This window comes from Microbacterium excoecariae (assembly GCF_011326725.1).
Taxonomy (GTDB): domain Bacteria; phylum Actinomycetota; class Actinomycetes; order Actinomycetales; family Microbacteriaceae; genus Microbacterium; species Microbacterium excoecariae.
In genome coordinates this window covers 151,994-166,981 of record NZ_JAANCO010000001.1, presented here as the reverse complement: position 1 = coordinate 166,981, position 14,988 = coordinate 151,994, and the positions used below count along the sequence as shown (strand labels likewise).

Here is a 14,988-nt window from a genome sequence, read left to right as displayed (position 1 = left end):
GGCGACGCGCGGGGCGTCAGGCGACGCGCGGCGCGTCAGGCGGCGCGCGGGGGCGTGCTGTCGCGGACGAGCACCTCGACGGGCAGCGGATCCGGGTTCACCCAGGTCTCCGCGGTCGCGGCCTCCACGGCGAGGCGCCCGAGCTCCTCGAGCGGGGCGTGCGCGGTCGTCAGCGACGGGACGATGTCGCGGCCCGTGTCGATGTCGCCGAAGCCCGCGATCGCGATGTCGGAGCCGACGGCGCGGCCCGCGTCGCGCACGGCCGACATGGCGCCGAAGGCCACGACATCGGAGACGCCGAACACGACGGTCCCCTCCGGCACGCCGCGCTCGAGGGCGGCCGCCATGATCGCGTACCCGGCGTCGCGGGTGAGGGATCCGCGGAGCACCTCGGGGGCGGATCCGCCGCCCGCCGTGAAGCCCTCGATGAAGCCCCCGACGCGGTCGTCGCTCGTGACGAGCCCGTCCATGGCGGCGATGACGAGGGCGGAACGGTAGCCGAGGGCGGCGAGAGTGGAGCCGAGCTCGCGCGTCCCGCCGCGGTTGTCGATCCCGACCACGCGGCTCGTGACGCCCTCGGCGGCGGATCCGAGGGTCACGATCGTGCCGCCCGACTCCTCGAGCGCCTGGAGCGCCTGCGTGAGCTGCGGGTTCTGCGCCTGGTGCGCGCGGGAGGCGGCGAGCACGATGCCGCGGGGCCGCTGGCCGCGCAGCGAGCGCACGAGCTGCGCCTCGCGCTCGGGGGAGCGGTCGGTGATCCCGATCGTCACGACGAGGTTCTCGCCGTCGGCGGCCTCGGCGACGCCGGCCGCGATCTGGGAGAAGTACGAGTCGGCGATGTTCGCGACGAGGAGCGCGAGCGTCGCCGAGGTGCCGCGGGCCGTGGCCTGGGCGGAGAGGTTCGCGGAGTATCCGAGGGCGGCGGCCGCCGCCTCGACCTTCTCGCGGTACGAGTCCGCGACGCGGCGGGTGGATCCGTTGAGCACGCGCGACGCGGTGGCCAGGGAAACGCCCGCCTCCCGGGCGACGTCGTGGAGCGTCGCCGCGCGCTGCGGCGCGCGGGAGGCGGGCGGTGAGGTCATGCCCTGGAGGATACCGGGGCGCCCGCGAGGAAGGGCGCAACGGCCCGCTCGAAGCCCGCGATCGTGCGGGCGACGGCCGTGGCCGGATCCGTGTCCCAGATCGCCTGGTTCAGCAGCTCCACCTCGATGTCGCCCGTGTAGCCGGTCGCCTCCACGGCCCGAGTCATGGGCCCGAAGTCGATCACGCCGTCGCCGGGGTAGTGGCGCGAGAGGAGGTTGTCGGCCTCGAGCGGCGTCTTCCAGTCGCACACCTGGTACGACGCGATGCGCCCCTCACGGCCGGCGCGCGCGATCTTGTCGAGGACTTGCGGATCCCACCAGAGATGGAACGTGTCGACCGTGACGCCGACGACCTCGGGGGCGAAGTCGCCCGCGATATCGAGGGCCTGATCGAGCGTGGAGAGCACGGACCGATCCGAGGCGTACATGGGGTGCAGGGGTTCGAGCGCGAGCTGCACGCCCGTCGCCTCGGCGTGCGGCGCGAGCCGGGCGACCGCGTCGCGCACGCGCTCGCGCGCGCCGACGAGATCGCGGGATCCCTCCGGCAGCCCGCCCACGACGATGACGAGCGCCGCCTTCGAGCCGGGCGCTCCCGCAGCGGCCAGGGCCGCGGTCTCGTCGATCGCTCGGCGGTTGTCGTCGAGGGCGGCCACGCGCGCGGGCCCCTCCTCGGCCGTGAACCAGCCGCCGCGGCAGTGCGTCGAATAGCGCAGGCCCGAGTCGGCGATCATGCGCACCGACTCGTCGAGGCCCGCCTCCTGCACCTGCTCGCGCCAGAGCCCGATCGCCTCGATGCCCGCCTCGCGCGTGACGGCGATGGCCTCGGCGACCGTCGTCTTCTTAATCGTCGCCTGATTGATCGACAGGCGGGGGTGCGGGGCGGTCATCGCGTGACTCCGTTCAGGGCGAGCATTCCGTGCCAGCGCTCTGCCGCGAGGTGCGGATCCTCCAGCGCGTGCGCCGCGTTGGCGAGCCGCACGATCTCGCTGAGGTGGGGCAGGCTCCGCGCGGAGTGCAGGCCGCCGACCATCTGGAACGCCGCCTGGTGGCCGTTCAGCCAGGCGAGGAAGGCCACGCCCGTCTTGTAGTAGAACGTCGGCGCCGCGAAGACCTGGCGGCTGAGCGCTTCGGTGGGCGCGAGGAGCGCGTAGTACCGATCGGCGTCGCCCGCGTCGAGCGCCTGGATGGCCGCCGACGCGACCGGCGTGATCGCCGCGAACGCGCCGAGGAGTGCGTCCGAGTGGGTGCGGTCGGTGCCGGCGGAGCGCTCGGGCTGCGTCGCCTGCGGCACGTCGGCGCCGCCGATGAGGCCGACGTAGTTGAAGTCGTCGCCCGTGTACATCCGCACGCCCTCGGGGAGGCGCTCGCGCACGGCCACCTCGGCGTCGGCGTCCAGCAGGCTCATCTTCACGCCGGAGATCTTGGCGGGATCCGCCGCGATGATGTCGACGAGGACGTCGGCGGCGGCGGTCCAGGCCGCGGATCCGAAGTAGCCCGCGAGCAGCGGATCGAACGCGGTCCCGAGCCAGTGCAGGACCACGGGGGTGGTCGCCGCGTCCAGGACGGCGCGGTAGACCCGCCGGTAGTCGTCGGCGGATCCGGCGGCGCGCGCGAGGTGGCGGCTCGCCATGAGCACGGGGATCGCGCCGTGCTCCTCCGCGTGGTGCAGCTGGGCCTTGTAGGCGTCGACGATCTCCGCCAGCGAGGCGGTCTCGCTCTCGAGGTGGTCGGTGTTGACGCCGACGGCGACCTGGCCGCCCTCCTCGCGGGCGACCTCGGCGCTTCGCGCAATGAGCTCGCGCACGGCGGCGGGGTCGAGGCCCATGTTGCGCTGCGCCGTGTCCATGGCGTCGGCCACGCCGAGGCCCCACGAGTAGACCGCCCGGCGGAATCCGAGCGTCGCGTCCCAGTCGATCTCGGCCGGCTGTCCCGGCGTGTTGTCGGCCCACGTGAGCGGGGTGACGTGCGCGGCGGCGAAGGCCACGCGCGAGCGCAGCCCGGCCGCCGGCTTGTCGAAGCCCGGCGCGTCGTTCAGGGGCGTGGAGGTGACGGATCCGTCCGCCGCCAGCAGGGTGAGGGTGTCGCTCATGGTCGTCAGTCCAGCGAGAGCGCGGGGAGCGCGACCTTGGCGCCGGTGCGGCTCGACTCCAGGCCGGCCTCGGCTAGCTGCACGCCGCGCGCGCCGGCGAGAAGGTCGAAGGGGTAGTCGGTGCCCAGGACGTAGCTCGTGAGGAACTCCTGCCACTGCTGGCGGAAGCCGTTGAGGAACACGTCGTTGGTCGGGAGCTTCTGCCAGGTCGCGTCGTAGTCGATCTGGTCCTCGAGGTCCGGGTTCCACACGGGCTTCGGCGTCGCGTTGCGCTCCTGGATCTTGGCGCCGAACAGGCCCACGACGGCGGATCCGTGCGTGCCGTCGACGTGGAACTGGACGAGCTCGTCGCGGTCGACGCGCGTGGTCCAGCTCGAGTTGATCTGCGCGATCGCGCCGCCCGGGAGCTCGAAGATGCCGTACGCCGCGTCCTCCGCGGTCGCCGTGTACTTCTCGCCGGCCTCGTCCCAGCGCTCGGGGATGTGCGTCGAGGCGTGCGCGTAGACGCTCTCGACCTCGCCGAAGAGGTTCTCGAGAACGTAGTTCCAGTGGGGGAACATGTCGACGATGATGCCGCCACCGTCCTCCGTGCGGTAGTTCCAGCTGGGGCGCTGCGCGTCCTGCCAGTCGCCCTCGAAGACCCAGTACCCGAACTCGCCGCGCACAGAGAGGATCCGCCCGAAGAAGCCCGAGTCGATGAGGCGCTTGAGCTTCTGCAGGCCCGGCAGGTAGAGCTTGTCGTGCACGACGCCCGCCTTCACGCCCGCGTCCTTCGCGAGCTGCGCGATCTCGAGGGACTCCTCGAGCGACTCGGCCGTCGGCTTCTCGGTGTAGATGGTCTTGCCGGCCGCGATCGCCTTGCGGAGCGCGGCGCTCCGCGCCTTCGTGACGAGGAAGTCGCCGTAGATCTCCCACTTCGGGTCGGCGAGCGCCGCGTCGAGGTCGGTCGTGTAGTCCTCGATGCCGTGCTCGGCGGCGATCTCGGCGAGCTTGGCCTCGCTGCGGCCGACGAGCAGCGGGCGCACCGTGACCTTGGTGCCGTCGGTGAGCTCGAAGCCGCCCGCGTCGCGGATCGCGAGGATCGAGCGCACGAGGTGCTGGCGGTAGCCCATGCGCCCGGAGACGCCGTTCATGATGATGCCGATCTCGCGAACGGCGGGTGCCTTGTCGGTCACGATGGTGCTTCCTTGCTGTCGTGGGTGAAGTCGTTCGGTAAACGCTTTCCGAATGCATCGAGTGTGACACATCCCGCGGATCCGGGCAACCGTTCTCCCGCGGAATCTCGCGCGTGGGCGCGGGGCGGTGCGTGACCGCGTGTGACGGCGTGTGAAGCCCGCTTACCTCGCGTGAACCGCGAGCGTGCGCGTGGGGCGCCGGAGTGCTGAGCTTCCGGTGTCGGCCCGCCGGGTCGGCCACCCCTGTGACAGGTAGGAGAAGCACATGTCCCGATTCCCGCGCATCGCCCTCGCCGCCGTATCCATGGCCGCGGCCGTCGGTGTCCTGGCCGGCTGCTCGGGAGGCGCCGCGCCCGCGGGATCCGCCGGGAACGGCGAGCCGCAGCAGGGCGGCACGCTGACCTACCTGGAGCCGCAGACGTGGCTCACCCTCTACTCGCCGGCCGGCGGCTTCTACCCGAACGGCGGCGTGATCAACAACATCACCGACCGCCTGCTGTACCAGGACCCCGACACGCTCGAGCTCGAGCCGTGGATCGCCGAGGACTGGTCGGTGAACGAGGACGCGACGGAGTACACCTTCACCCTGCGCGAGGGGGTCACGTACTCGGACGGTTCCCCGCTCGACGCGGAGAACGTCGTGCGCAACATCGACCTGTTCGGCCTGGGCGACGCGGATCGCGCGCTCACCGTGTCGGAGGCGATCAACAACTACGAGCGCGGCGAGGTCGTCGACGACCGCACCGTCCGGTTCTTCTTCTCGGCGCCCGCGCCCGGCTTCGCCCAGGCGGTCTCGACGATCAACTCGGGCCTGCTCTCGAGCGCGACGCTCGAGCGCACGAGCGAGGAGTTCGGGCCCGGAAACGCGACGGAGATCATCGGCAGCGGCCCGTTCGTGATCGCGGACGAGGAGATCGGCACCGCGCTGTCGCTCGAGGCGCGCGAGGACTACGACTGGGCGCCGCCGTCGTTCGCGCACCAGGGGCGCGCGTACCTCGACGCCATCGAGATTCTCGTCGTCCCCGAGGACAGCGTGCGGGTCGGCACCGTCGCGACGCAGCAGGCGCACATCGCGCGGCAGGTCGAGGCGCCGGACGAGGCCCAGTTCGACGCCGAGGGGCTCTCGCTCCTCGCCGCGTCCACGAACGGCGTGAACAACGGTCTCAGCTTCCGGTTCCGGGATCCGCTTCTCGAGGACGTGCGCGTGCGCCAGGCGCTCATCGCGGCGATCGACCGCGAGGAGATCGTCGAGACGCTGTTCACGGACAGCTACCCCTTGGCGACCGGCGCGCTCGCCGAGAGCGCCCTCGGCTACGTCGACACGTCGGAGTATTACGTGCACGACGTCGAGGAGGCTACGCGCCTGCTCGACGAGGCCGGGTGGGAGATCGGATCCGACGGGATCCGCGAGAAGGACGGGGAGAAGCTCGCGCTCACGTTCAACGAGGCGCTCCCGCAGCCGCGCTCGCGCGAGGTCATCACGCTCGTGCGGGAGCAGCTCCGCGAGGTCGGGGTCGAGGTCTCGCTCCTGCCCGGAGACCAGGCCGCGCAGGACGCCGCGCGCGCCGAGGTCGGGGCGCTGCAGGTGTACCACTCGATGGTCGGCCGCGCCGACTACGACGTGCTCAAGTCGCAGTACTCCTCGGCCAACCGCGACGCGCTCCTGAACGGCTACCCGGACGGATCCGTCGGGGACGAGGAGCTCGACGCCCTGCTCGACGAGATCGCCTCGGCGAGCACCGAGGAGGGGCGGATCGAGGCGTCGGCCGCCGCGCAGCAGCGGCTCGCGGACCAGGCCTACATCCTGCCGTTCTTCGAGGAGCCGCAGGTGTTCGGCTACATCGACACCGTCGGCGGATTCCGCACGGAGTCGGTGGGGCGCCCGGCGTTCTACGACACCTGGCTGGCGGGCTGATCGCGTGCTGATTCCCGCGCTGCGGCGCGTCGGGCAGTCGCTCGTGGTGCTGGTGGCCGCCTTCACGGTGGCGTACCTGCTCCTCGCGGCGCTGCCCGGCGACGCCGTCCTCGCCCGCTACGGAAACCCCGACCTCGGCCTCACGCCGGAGCAGATCGAGGAGATCCGCGCCGCGTACGGCGTCGACCGGCCACTCGTGCTGCGCTATCTTGACGCCGCCGCCGGGTTCCTCCACGGCGACCTCGGGTATTCGGTGCAGAGCGGAGCCGCCGTCTCCGACCTCCTCGCCGCGAACCTTCCGGCGACGCTGACCCTCGCGAGCCTCGGGCTCGTCCTCGCCGTGTTCCTCGCGGTCACGATCGCGTTCACGGCGACGTACGGCGGGTGGGAGTGGATCCGCCGCGGCTTTCGGGCCCTGCCGCCGCTGTTCGTCTCGCTGCCGGTGTTCTGGGTGGGCATCGTCCTGATCCAGATCTTCTCCTTCGAGCTGCGTTGGATCCCCGCGATCGGCGCGGGCCCCGCCGCCTCGCTCGTCCTCCCGGTCCTGACCCTCGCGATCCCCATCGCCGCGCCGCTCGCGCAGGTGCTGATGCGCAGCATCGACGACGTGCGCGCGCGCCCGTTCGTTCAGGTCGTGCGCGCGCGCGGCGCCAGCGCCTCCTGGGTGCTGTGGCGCAACGTCGTGCGGAACGCGCTCCTGCCGACCCTGACGATGGCCGGCCTGCTGTTCGGCGAGCTCGTCGGCGGTGCCGTCGTCACGGAGACCGTCTTCGGCCGCAATGGCATCGGGCAGATCACGGCGCAGGCCGTGGCCAACCGCGACACCCCCGTCCTCCTCGCCGTCGTAGTGATCTCGACCGTGACGTTCGTCGCGATCAACCTCGTGGTCGACCTGCTCTACCCCGTGCTGGATCCGCGCCTTCGGACGCGCGGATCCGCGCCCGCTCGCCGAAAGGAGCTCGCGCGATGACCGCCCTCGCCCTCGGACGCCCCCGCGTCGCGGCCCGCCGCGCCCGCCTCGCGCCCGGTCTCATCGTCTCCGTCGTCGTGCTCGCGATCGCCGTGGCCTGGGCGTTCGCGCCCGGCCTGTTTACGGCGACGAGCCCGACCGACACGGTCGCGCCGTCTCTGCAGGCGCCGTCCGGGGCGCACTGGTTCGGCACGGACGCCACGGGGCGCGACGTCTTCGCGCGCGTCATCTACGGCGCCTCGCAGTCCCTCACCGGCGCGCTCGTCGCGGTGCTCGTGGGCCTCGTCGTCGGCACCGCGCTCGGCGTCACGGCCGGCGCAACGGGCGGGGCGGTCGAGGAGGTCCTCATGCGCCTCGTCGACGTGCTCCTCGCGATCCCCGGCCTGCTGCTGTCACTGTCGGTCGTCATCCTCCTCGGATTCGGTACGACCAACGCCGCGATCGCCGTCGGCGCCACGTCGATCGCCGTGTTCGCGCGCCTGTCGCGCGCCGAGGTCGTGGGCGTGCGGGTGAGCGAATACCTCGAGGCCGCGTACGGGTCGGGCGGGACGCGCCTCGGCGTGCTCCTGCGCCACGTCCTGCCGAACTCCCTGACGCCCGTGATCGCGCTCGCCGCGCTCCAGCTCGGATCCGCCATTCTGCAGATTTCGACGCTCGGATTCCTCGGGTACGGCGCCCCGCCGCCTACGGCCGAGTGGGGGCTGTTGATCGCCGAGGGGCGCGACTACGTCGCGACCGCGTGGTGGCTCACGGTTCTCCCCGGGCTCGTGGTCGTCGCCGTCGTGCTCTCGACCAACCGGCTGAGCCAGGCCATCCGAGGGGGTGCGTCCGCGTGAGCGCTGCGCTGCTCAGGATCCGCGACCTCGCGGTCGCGTACGACACCCGTCATGGCGTGGTCGAGGCCGTGCGCGGCGTCTCGCTCGACGTGCACCCCGGGCGCGTCACCGCGCTCGTCGGCGAGTCGGGCTCGGGCAAGACGTCCGTGGCGCAGTCCGTGATCGGCCTGCTCGCGGACAACGGCCGGGTGACCGGCGGAAGCATCCGCCTCGCCGCGGGCGGGGCCGAATCCATCGAGCTCGTCGGTCTGAGCGAGCGGCGCTGGCGCGGGGTGCGGGGCCGCTCGATCGGCCTCGTCCCGCAGGATCCGGGCAGCTCGCTGAACCCGGTGGCGACGATCGGCTCGAGCGTCGGCGAGACGCTCCGGATCCACGGCTGGCGCGACGCGCGCGCGATCCGCTCACGCGTGCTCGATCTGCTCGAGCGCGTCGGCATCGACGACCCGGAGGTGCGGGCGCGCCAGTTCCCGCACCAGCTGTCGGGCGGGATGCGCCAGCGCGTCCTCATCGCGGCCGCGCTCGCCGCGTCGCCCGCGCTCATCATCGCCGATGAGCCGACGAGCGCCCTCGACGTGACCGTGCAGCGCACCGTCCTCGACCTCCTCGACAACCTGCGCCGGGACACGGGCGCGGGGATCCTGTTCATCACGCACGACCTCGCCGTCGCGGCGGATCGGTCGGACGAGATCGTCGTCATGCAGGGCGGTGCGGTGCAGGAGAGCGGGCCGTCGGCGGAGGTGCTCGCCGCCCCGCGCGCGGAGTACACCCGCGCGCTGATCGCGGACGCGCCGGCGCTGGGCCGCACCGCCCCGCGCACCCCGCCGCGGGAGCCGCGGGGCGCGCGCCCGATCATCGAGGTCGCCGGCCTCGTGCAGGAGTTCTCCCGCGGCGCGGGGCGCGCTCCCCTGCGCGCGGTGGACGACGTCAGCTTCACCGTGGCCCGCGGCACGACGCACGCGATCGTCGGAGAGTCGGGATCCGGCAAGACGACGACGGGGCGCAGCATCGTGGGCCTGTCGTCGCCGACGGCGGGAACGATCCGCGTCGCCGACACGACCGTCACGGACGGCCCCGTGGCGCGCGCGTTCCGGCGCACCGCGCAGCTCGTGTACCAGAACCCGTTCGGATCCCTGGATCCGCGCCAGAGCATCGAGCGGATCCTGGAGGAGCCGCTCAAGAACTTCCGGATCGGGGACCGCGCGGATCGCGCGGACCGCGTCGCGCACGCTCTCGAGCAGGTCGCGCTGCGGCCCGAGATCGCGCGCCGCCGACCGCGGGAGCTGTCGGGCGGCCAACGCCAGCGCGTCGCCATCGCGCGCGCCCTGATCCTCGAGCCCGAGGTCGTCGTTCTCGACGAGGCCGTCTCGGCGCTCGACGTGACGGTGCAGGCGCAGATCCTCCGGCTGCTCGCGCGCCTCCAGGGCGAGCTCGGGCTGACGTATGTGTTCATCTCGCACGACCTCGGGGTCGTGCGCCAGATCGCCGACACCGTGTCGGTGCTGCGGCGCGGCCGCCAGGTCGAGGCGGGCGAGGCGCGCCAGGTGCTGGAGGATCCGCGCGACGATTACACACAGCAGCTTCTCGCCGCGATCCCCGGAACCCTGTTCCGCGGGGGCGGCGCACACTCGAAGGAGGACGCACGATGACGGGACCGCGACTGGGATTCTTCTCGCGATTGCTCGAGGACGCGCCGGCGGCCGACCGGTACCGGTTCGCGATCGAGCAGATCGTCCAGGCCGAGCGGGTGGGATTCGCCTCGGCGTGGGTCGCCCAACACCACTTCGGCGAGGACGAGGGCGGGCTGCCGTCGCCCTTCGTGCTGCTGGCGGCCGCGGCCGCGCAGACCTCGCGCATTGCGCTCGGCACGGCGGTCCTCACGCTCCCCATCGACGACCCCGTCCGGGCGGCCGAGGACGCCGCCGTGCTCGACCACATGAGCGGCGGCCGGGTGCAGCTCGGCGTCGCGGCGGGCGGCACGCCGAGCTCGTTCGCGGCGTTCGGGCGGGATCCGGCCGCGCGTCGGGCGATCTTCGCCGACCACCTCGCGGTCTTCGCCGACGCGCTCGCGGGCCGGTCCCTGCGCGGCACCGACTCGCGCATGTACCCTGCGGGCGGCTCGCTCGGCGAGCGGATCTGGCAGGCGACGTTCTCCGCCGACGGCGGCGCGCGCGCCGGCGCCCGTGGGGACGGGCTCATGCTGTCGCGCACGCAGCCCCGGCCCGGCCTCCCGATCGACGCGCCGCTGTCCGCGGTGCAGCTGCCGATCATCGAGGCGTACCGTGCGGCCCTTCCCGACGCGGCCGTGCCGCGGATTCTTGCCTCGCGCACCGCGGTGGTCGTGGATCCGGAGGACCGCACGCGGGTCCTCGAGAGCGCGCGCGAGCCCCTGCGCCGGCTCGTCGAGACGACCTTCGGCGTCGACGCGTCGGGCGTGGGCCTCGACGACCTCGTGCGCCTGACCGACACGCACATCGGCACGGCGGACGAGGTCGTCGCCTCGCTCGCGGCCGACGGCGCGATCGCCGCGGCGACCGACGTCACCTTCCAGGTGCACTCCGTGCCCGCGACGCACGAGACCACCCTGCGGTCGATCGAGCTGCTCGCGACCGAGGTCGCGCCGCAGCTCGGCTACGCGGTGGGGGCCGAGGCCGCCTCCGCGCTCGCGGCAGCCCACCACTCCCTCACCACGACAAGCGAGGCCACGTCATGACCACGAACGCGGACATCATCGACCTGCTCGCGGGGATCGCCCCCGGGAGCCCGCTCTCGGACGTCCGAGACCTGCGCCCCGAGGCGCGACGGAACGCGCAGCGCAGCTTCGAGGCGCTCCTCGAGCCGGCGGATCCGGGCGCGTTCGCGCTCTCCGAGCGCTACGCCGTCGCCACCTTCGTGGCGCGCCTGCACGGCTTCGCGGAGGCGGCGGAGTTCTACGCCGACCTCCTCGGCGACGAGGCGCCCGAGCTCCTGGATCCGGTGGAGCGCGCCGCCGAGTCGGGCCGCGCCTCGGGCCCGTACGGCGCGTACCGCGAGCCCGGGCTCGCCGCCGAGGGGAGCGAGGGGCTGCGGTGGGTCGCGAGCGACGACGCCCTCGGCGGGCGTCTCGGCGCCGCCCTCACGCACGCGCACCTGCTCGTCTTCCGGCCGCGCGAGGCGCGGCCGGATGCGCTTCGCGCGCTCGTCTCGGCGGGGTGGGGCGCCGACGACATCGTCTCGCTCTCCCAGCTCGTCGCCTTCCTGTCCTTCCAGCTGCGCGTCGCCTGGGGCTTGCGCGCGCTGTCCGCCCACCACTCGGCAAGGAGCGCCGCATGAGTGACCTCGTGATCGACTACCCGGACCTCGACCGCCCGGACGCCTTCACCCAGCGCGGACTCGGGTGGGTCCCGTGGCTGCTTCCCGTCGCGGAGGCCGAGCTGACGCCCGCGCAGCGCGACGCGCTGATCGAGCCCGCGCGCGCGAAGATGCCGTACTTCCGGCTGCTCGCGCGCGACCCGGACGCGCTGCGGGCGCGCACGCTCACCGACCTCGACATCTTCTTCAATGTCGAGGGCGGCATCGGCCGGGCCGAGCGCGAACTGGCGGCGGCGGCGACCTCGCGGCACAACGGCTGCGTGTTCTGCGCGCACGTGCACGCCGCGGCCGCCACCCGCGAGTCGGACCGGGAGGCGGACGTGCAGCGCCTCCTCGACGAGGGCACCGGCGCCGACTTCGGCGACGCGACCTGGAACGCCGTCGTGCGCGCCTCGGTCGCCCTCGCCGACACCCCGCTGGCGTTCGGGGAGGCCGATATCGCGGCGCTCGCGGAGGCCGGCCTCGACGATGCGGAGATCGTGGACGTCATCGGCGGCGCGGCCTTCTTCAACTGGGCCAATCGCCTGATGCTCTCGCTCGGCGAGCCTGAGGTGCCCGCCCGCCGCGGGGCCTGATCGGCGCGAAAAAAGCGCCCCCTCCCCGAGGCCGGGGAGGGGGCGCCTCGTCGCGTCAGGCCGACGCCTCGAGCAGGAACGAGGCGCGGAACGCGCCCGGCGCCAGGCGGTGCCGCGGCAGCGCGCCCGGGCCACAACTCGCCGTGCCCGCGCCGTACTGTGCGAGGTCGATCGACACGTGCGTCTTACCGTCGGCCGTGAGGTCCCAGTTATGCTCGGCGCGCGCGATCTCGGCGCGCGAGGCGCGGGACACCGTGAGGGCGAACGGATCCCCGAGCGCGCGGATCCGGAGCTGACCCGCGGCCGTCTCGACGGTCGCGTCGACGACGCCCTGCCGGGCGCCGCTCTCCTGCGGGCGAATGTGGTCGACCGTCAGGTCGTCCGGGGCGATCTGCCACCACCCGAAGGCGGCGCCGTCGACCATGTCCGGCGCGGCCGAGACGGGGCCGAGGCCCGCGTAGGCGAGGCCCGTCGGCGCCGCGTCGATCGTGAGGTCGAGCCCGAGCCGGGCCCAGTCGACGGGCCACGAGCCCGTGGGGTCGATCTCGACGTCGAGCCGCACGGCCGCGGGGCCGACCGCCGTGTAGGTCAAGCGCGCGTCGATCCCGCAGTCGAGGATCGGCGGGGCCGTGCGGGTGCGGATCCGGGCGGATCCGCCGTCGGCCTCGAACGCGACGAGCCGCGAGACGGTGCGGTCGTAGCCGGCCTGCTCCCAGCGCTCGGCGACGCGGCGCGGATCCGCCTCGCCGTGGAGGCGGCCGTTGTCGTTGTCCGTCGGCGCGCGCCAGATGCCGATCGCGGGGCCGGCGACCTCGAGGGAGCCGAGGCCGCGGAGCGCGCCCGTGGTCTCGTCGAACAGGGCGGCGGGATCCGCGGTGGTGGCGGGGGCCGCGGCGCGCGGGGTGCGCGCGTCCTGCCCTGCGCCGATCGCGTGGCCCGCGGGCGCCCACGGCGCGTCGGCGAGAATGACCGCCTCCACCGTGAGGACGTCGGCCGTCGCGGCGTCGCGGGGCGCGCGGGCCTCGTCCGGGAGCGCGACCTGCGCGGCCGATCGCGCGGGGCACGCCGGCGCGGGGATCCGCCCGTCGGCGACCGTCTCGCCGTCAACCACGCGCCGCCACACGAGCTCCACGCCCGAGAGGTCGGCGTGGTCGAAGCGGTTCGCGACCTCGACCGAGGCGCGCGCGGCGTCGACCGCGAGGCGCACGGGCGCGATGACGGCCGCGTAGTGCGTCAGGCCGGGGCGCGGCTCGCGGTCGGGGGAGACGAGGCCGTCGATGACGAAGTTGCCGTCGTGCACGTCCTCGCCGAAGTCGCCGCCGTAGAGGATCCGCCGCTCACCGTCCTCGCCGCGCACGGCGAGGCCCTGCTCGACCCACTCCCAGACGAACCCGCCCACGAGGCGCGGGTAGGCCTCGAACAGGTCCCAGTACTCGCGGATCCCGCCGGGGCCGGTGCCCATCGCGTGCACGAACTCGCACTGCAGGAACGGCAGGCTCGCGCGCCGGGCCTCGGCCGCGGGCGCGTCGGTCGCGGGGCCCACGAGGCCCTCCTCGCCGATCTGGCGCACCTCCTCGTGGCTCGCGTACATCCGCGAGTACACGTCGGTGTAGCGGCAGGACCAGTCGCCCTCGTAGTGCACGAGGCGCGTGGGGTCGAACTGCTTCGTCCACAGCGCCATCTGGTCGAGGTTCGTGCCCGTGTGCGACTCGTTGCCGAGCGACCACATGATGACCGAGGCGTGGTTCTTGTCGCGGTGGACGGTGCGCGCCATGCGGTCGAGGTAGGCGTCGCGCCAGGCCGGATCCGCGCTGGGGTTGCCGCGCCAGCCCACGTACTCGAACGCGTGGGTCTCGAGGTCGCACTCGTCGATGACCCAGAAGCCGAGCTCGTCGAACAGGTCGAGCGTGTCGGGGTGGGGCGGGTAGTGCGAGGTGCGGATCGCGTTGATGTGGTGCCGCTTCATGAGGAGCAGCTCGTCGCGGACGAAGTCGGCGTCGTAGACGCGGCCGCGCTCGGGGTGGTGCTCGTGGCGGTTGACGCCGCGCAGCATGATGGGGGCGCCGTTGACGAGAAGCTCCGTGTCGCGCACCTCCACGTGCCGGAAGCCGACGCGGATCCGCACCGTCTCCCCGGCGGTCGACACCTCGGCGTCGTAGAGCCGCGGCGACTCCGCCGACCACGGCGCGACCGCGCCCGCGGCGACCGTACCGCGCGCGGGGGCGTCCACGCCGAGCTCGGGGATCCGGATCCGCGCCTCCGCGTCCGCGTCGACGTCGATCTCGAGGGACCCGGCGCCCGTGGCGGCGTCGAAGTCGGCGCGCACGAAGACGTCGCGGATCCCGGACGCGGGGCGCGCGAGGAGGGTGACGCTGCGGAAGATTCCCGGCAGCCACCACATGTCCTGGTCCTCGAGGTAGCTCGCGTCGCTGAACTGCGCCACCCGCACGGCGAGGCGGTTCGTGCCCGGGCGCAGCGCGGACGTCGCGTCGAACTCGTGGGTGAGGCGGCTGCCGCGCGTCGTGCCGAGGACGGCGCCGTTCAGCCGCACCTCGGCGGCGGACTCGATCCCGTCGAAGCGCAGCGTCTGCGCGGCGTGGCCAGCGACGTCGGGGTCGACCTCGAACTCGACGACATAGTCGCCGATCGGGTTCGCGTCCGGCGGGAAGGGCGGATCCAGCGGGAACGGCATCTGCACGTTCGAGTACGCGGGCGACCCGTGGCCCTGCAGGTTCCAGTGGCCGGGGACCTCGATCGTCGACCAGGCGCTCACGTCCGCGCGGTCCCACTCTCCGCCCGGCGCCGCGCGCAGGCTGGGGGACACGCGGAAGCGCCAGGATCCGTCGAGGAGCTGCTGCGGCGCGTCCGAGCGCATCCGCGCGCGGGGCGGCAACGACCCGGTTCCGGGCGAGGTCTGGGCGATCTGCATACGGGGTGCTCCATTGCGTGGGGTCAGCAGGGTCACCTCAGATCATGGCACTGATTCGGTGCCCCTCCG

General features: G+C 73.4%; 12 protein-coding genes. 7 read left to right on the top strand and 5 right to left on the bottom strand.

Going from position 1 to position 14,988, the window contains the following annotated elements:
* Nucleotides 1–35 precede the first annotated feature (35 nt).
* Genes G8E01_RS00700 through G8E01_RS00685 form a run of 4 tightly spaced genes read right to left on the bottom strand, consistent with a single transcriptional unit; the run spans nt 36 to nt 4,304 of the window.
* The gene (locus tag G8E01_RS00700; protein WP_166314466.1) at nt 36–1,082 is read right to left on the bottom strand and encodes a LacI family DNA-binding transcriptional regulator; all 1,047 of its coding nucleotides are present in this window, start codon (nt 1,080–1,082) and stop codon (nt 36–38) included.
* On the bottom strand, nt 1,079–1,969 hold the full coding sequence (locus G8E01_RS00695; RefSeq protein ID WP_166314464.1) for a sugar phosphate isomerase/epimerase family protein: 891 nt from the start codon (nt 1,967–1,969) through the stop codon (nt 1,079–1,081). The genes G8E01_RS00700 and G8E01_RS00695 overlap by 4 nt, the downstream gene beginning before the upstream one ends.
* Nucleotides 1,966–3,171, bottom strand: a complete 1,206-nt coding sequence (locus G8E01_RS00690) for a DUF993 family protein (protein ID WP_166314462.1) — start codon at nt 3,169–3,171, stop codon at nt 1,966–1,968. The genes G8E01_RS00695 and G8E01_RS00690 overlap by 4 nt, the downstream gene beginning before the upstream one ends.
* 5 nt (nt 3,172–3,176) lie before the next feature.
* On the bottom strand, nt 3,177–4,304 hold the full coding sequence (locus G8E01_RS00685) for a Gfo/Idh/MocA family protein (RefSeq protein WP_240921259.1): 1,128 nt from the start codon (nt 4,302–4,304) through the stop codon (nt 3,177–3,179).
* Between the two features lie 307 nt (nt 4,305–4,611).
* Here G8E01_RS00685 and G8E01_RS00680 point away from each other — a divergent pair, with 307 nt between their 5' ends.
* From G8E01_RS00680 to G8E01_RS00650, 7 genes are read left to right on the top strand one after another with little or no spacing between them, the layout of a single operon-like run.
* Complete coding sequence (locus tag G8E01_RS00680; protein ID WP_166314458.1) at nt 4,612–6,261, top strand: TIGR04028 family ABC transporter substrate-binding protein; 1,650 nt, start codon at nt 4,612–4,614, stop codon at nt 6,259–6,261.
* A gap of 4 nt (nt 6,262–6,265) precedes the next feature.
* On the top strand, nt 6,266–7,231 hold the full coding sequence (locus G8E01_RS00675; protein ID WP_166314456.1) for an ABC transporter permease: 966 nt from the start codon (nt 6,266–6,268) through the stop codon (nt 7,229–7,231).
* The gene (locus G8E01_RS00670; RefSeq protein WP_166314454.1) at nt 7,228–8,067 is read left to right on the top strand and encodes an ABC transporter permease; all 840 of its coding nucleotides are present in this window, start codon (nt 7,228–7,230) and stop codon (nt 8,065–8,067) included. The genes G8E01_RS00675 and G8E01_RS00670 overlap by 4 nt, the downstream gene beginning before the upstream one ends.
* Entirely contained in the window at nt 8,064–9,713 is a 1,650-nt protein-coding gene (locus G8E01_RS00665) for a dipeptide ABC transporter ATP-binding protein (protein WP_166314452.1), read from the top strand. Before G8E01_RS00670 ends, G8E01_RS00665 begins: the two co-directional genes overlap by 4 nt.
* Complete coding sequence (locus tag G8E01_RS00660) at nt 9,710–10,777, top strand: putative FMN-dependent luciferase-like monooxygenase (RefSeq protein ID WP_166314450.1); 1,068 nt, start codon at nt 9,710–9,712, stop codon at nt 10,775–10,777. The genes G8E01_RS00665 and G8E01_RS00660 overlap by 4 nt, the downstream gene beginning before the upstream one ends.
* The gene (locus tag G8E01_RS00655) at nt 10,774–11,376 is read left to right on the top strand and encodes a CMD domain protein (RefSeq protein ID WP_166314448.1); all 603 of its coding nucleotides are present in this window, start codon (nt 10,774–10,776) and stop codon (nt 11,374–11,376) included. The genes G8E01_RS00660 and G8E01_RS00655 overlap by 4 nt, the downstream gene beginning before the upstream one ends.
* Nucleotides 11,373–11,990: an alkylhydroperoxidase domain protein gene (locus G8E01_RS00650; protein WP_166314446.1), complete on the top strand. Its 618-nt coding sequence runs from the start codon at nt 11,373–11,375 to the stop codon at nt 11,988–11,990. The genes G8E01_RS00655 and G8E01_RS00650 overlap by 4 nt, the downstream gene beginning before the upstream one ends.
* 55 nt (nt 11,991–12,045) lie before the next feature.
* On the opposite strand, the gene G8E01_RS00645 is transcribed toward G8E01_RS00650, so the two are convergent.
* Complete coding sequence (locus tag G8E01_RS00645; protein WP_166314444.1) at nt 12,046–14,919, bottom strand: glycoside hydrolase family 2 TIM barrel-domain containing protein; 2,874 nt, start codon at nt 14,917–14,919, stop codon at nt 12,046–12,048.
* Nucleotides 14,920–14,988 lie beyond the last annotated feature (69 nt).

Coding starts and splice junctions, on each gene's coding strand:
- G8E01_RS00700 (WP_166314466.1), bottom strand. CDS start 1,082: ATGACCTCACCGCCCGCCTCCCGCGCGCCGCAGCGCGCGGCGACGCTC.
- G8E01_RS00695 (WP_166314464.1), bottom strand. CDS start 1,969: ATGACCGCCCCGCACCCCCGCCTGTCGATCAATCAGGCGACGATTAAG.
- G8E01_RS00690 (WP_166314462.1), bottom strand. CDS start 3,171: ATGAGCGACACCCTCACCCTGCTGGCGGCGGACGGATCCGTCACCTCC.
- G8E01_RS00685 (WP_240921259.1), bottom strand. CDS start 4,304: ATGAACGGCGTCTCCGGGCGCATGGGCTACCGCCAGCACCTCGTGCGC.
- G8E01_RS00680 (WP_166314458.1), top strand. CDS start 4,612: ATGTCCCGATTCCCGCGCATCGCCCTCGCCGCCGTATCCATGGCCGCG.
- G8E01_RS00670 (WP_166314454.1), top strand. CDS start 7,228: ATGACCGCCCTCGCCCTCGGACGCCCCCGCGTCGCGGCCCGCCGCGCC.
- G8E01_RS00660 (WP_166314450.1), top strand. CDS start 9,710: ATGACGGGACCGCGACTGGGATTCTTCTCGCGATTGCTCGAGGACGCG.
- G8E01_RS00655 (WP_166314448.1), top strand. CDS start 10,774: ATGACCACGAACGCGGACATCATCGACCTGCTCGCGGGGATCGCCCCC.
- G8E01_RS00650 (WP_166314446.1), top strand. CDS start 11,373: ATGAGTGACCTCGTGATCGACTACCCGGACCTCGACCGCCCGGACGCC.
- G8E01_RS00645 (WP_166314444.1), bottom strand. CDS start 14,919: ATGCAGATCGCCCAGACCTCGCCCGGAACCGGGTCGTTGCCGCCCCGC.